General features: G+C 49.2%; 1 protein-coding gene. It reads right to left on the reverse strand.

Annotation, left to right across the window (positions count from 1 at the left end; all coding sequences use genetic code 11):
- The coding region (locus J0695_RS46455) for a citrate/2-methylcitrate synthase (RefSeq protein WP_277990122.1) at positions 1-331 on the reverse strand (331 nt) is incomplete at both ends.

Genomic DNA, 331 nt, shown 5'->3' on the forward strand with positions numbered 1-331 from the left:
GACTGGAGCCGCATAGTAGTCGAGGTTCGGATACAGGCCTTTTTCTTCGCGCATCAGCTTTTCGCCGGCATCGCACATCTCATATAAATCCTGTCTGCCGGTTTTATGAGAAAGCGAATAGAGCGCCTTTTTCAGCAAGGCTGCGCGCGGGTCCATTTTTCTCATATAGACGCGGTGCCCAAAGCCCATGATTTTTTCTTTTCTGCTTAACTTATGTTCAATCAGCTTGCAGAAGCCCGATTTTGTTTCTCCTTCGAGCAGCATGTACATGACCGCTTCATTCGCACCGCCGTGCAAATGTCCTTTTAGCGATGCTGCAGCGCCTGTGAAA

This window comes from Streptomyces beijiangensis (genome assembly GCF_017315755.1).
GTDB lineage: Bacteria > Actinomycetota > Actinomycetes > Streptomycetales > Streptomycetaceae > Streptomyces > Streptomyces beijiangensis.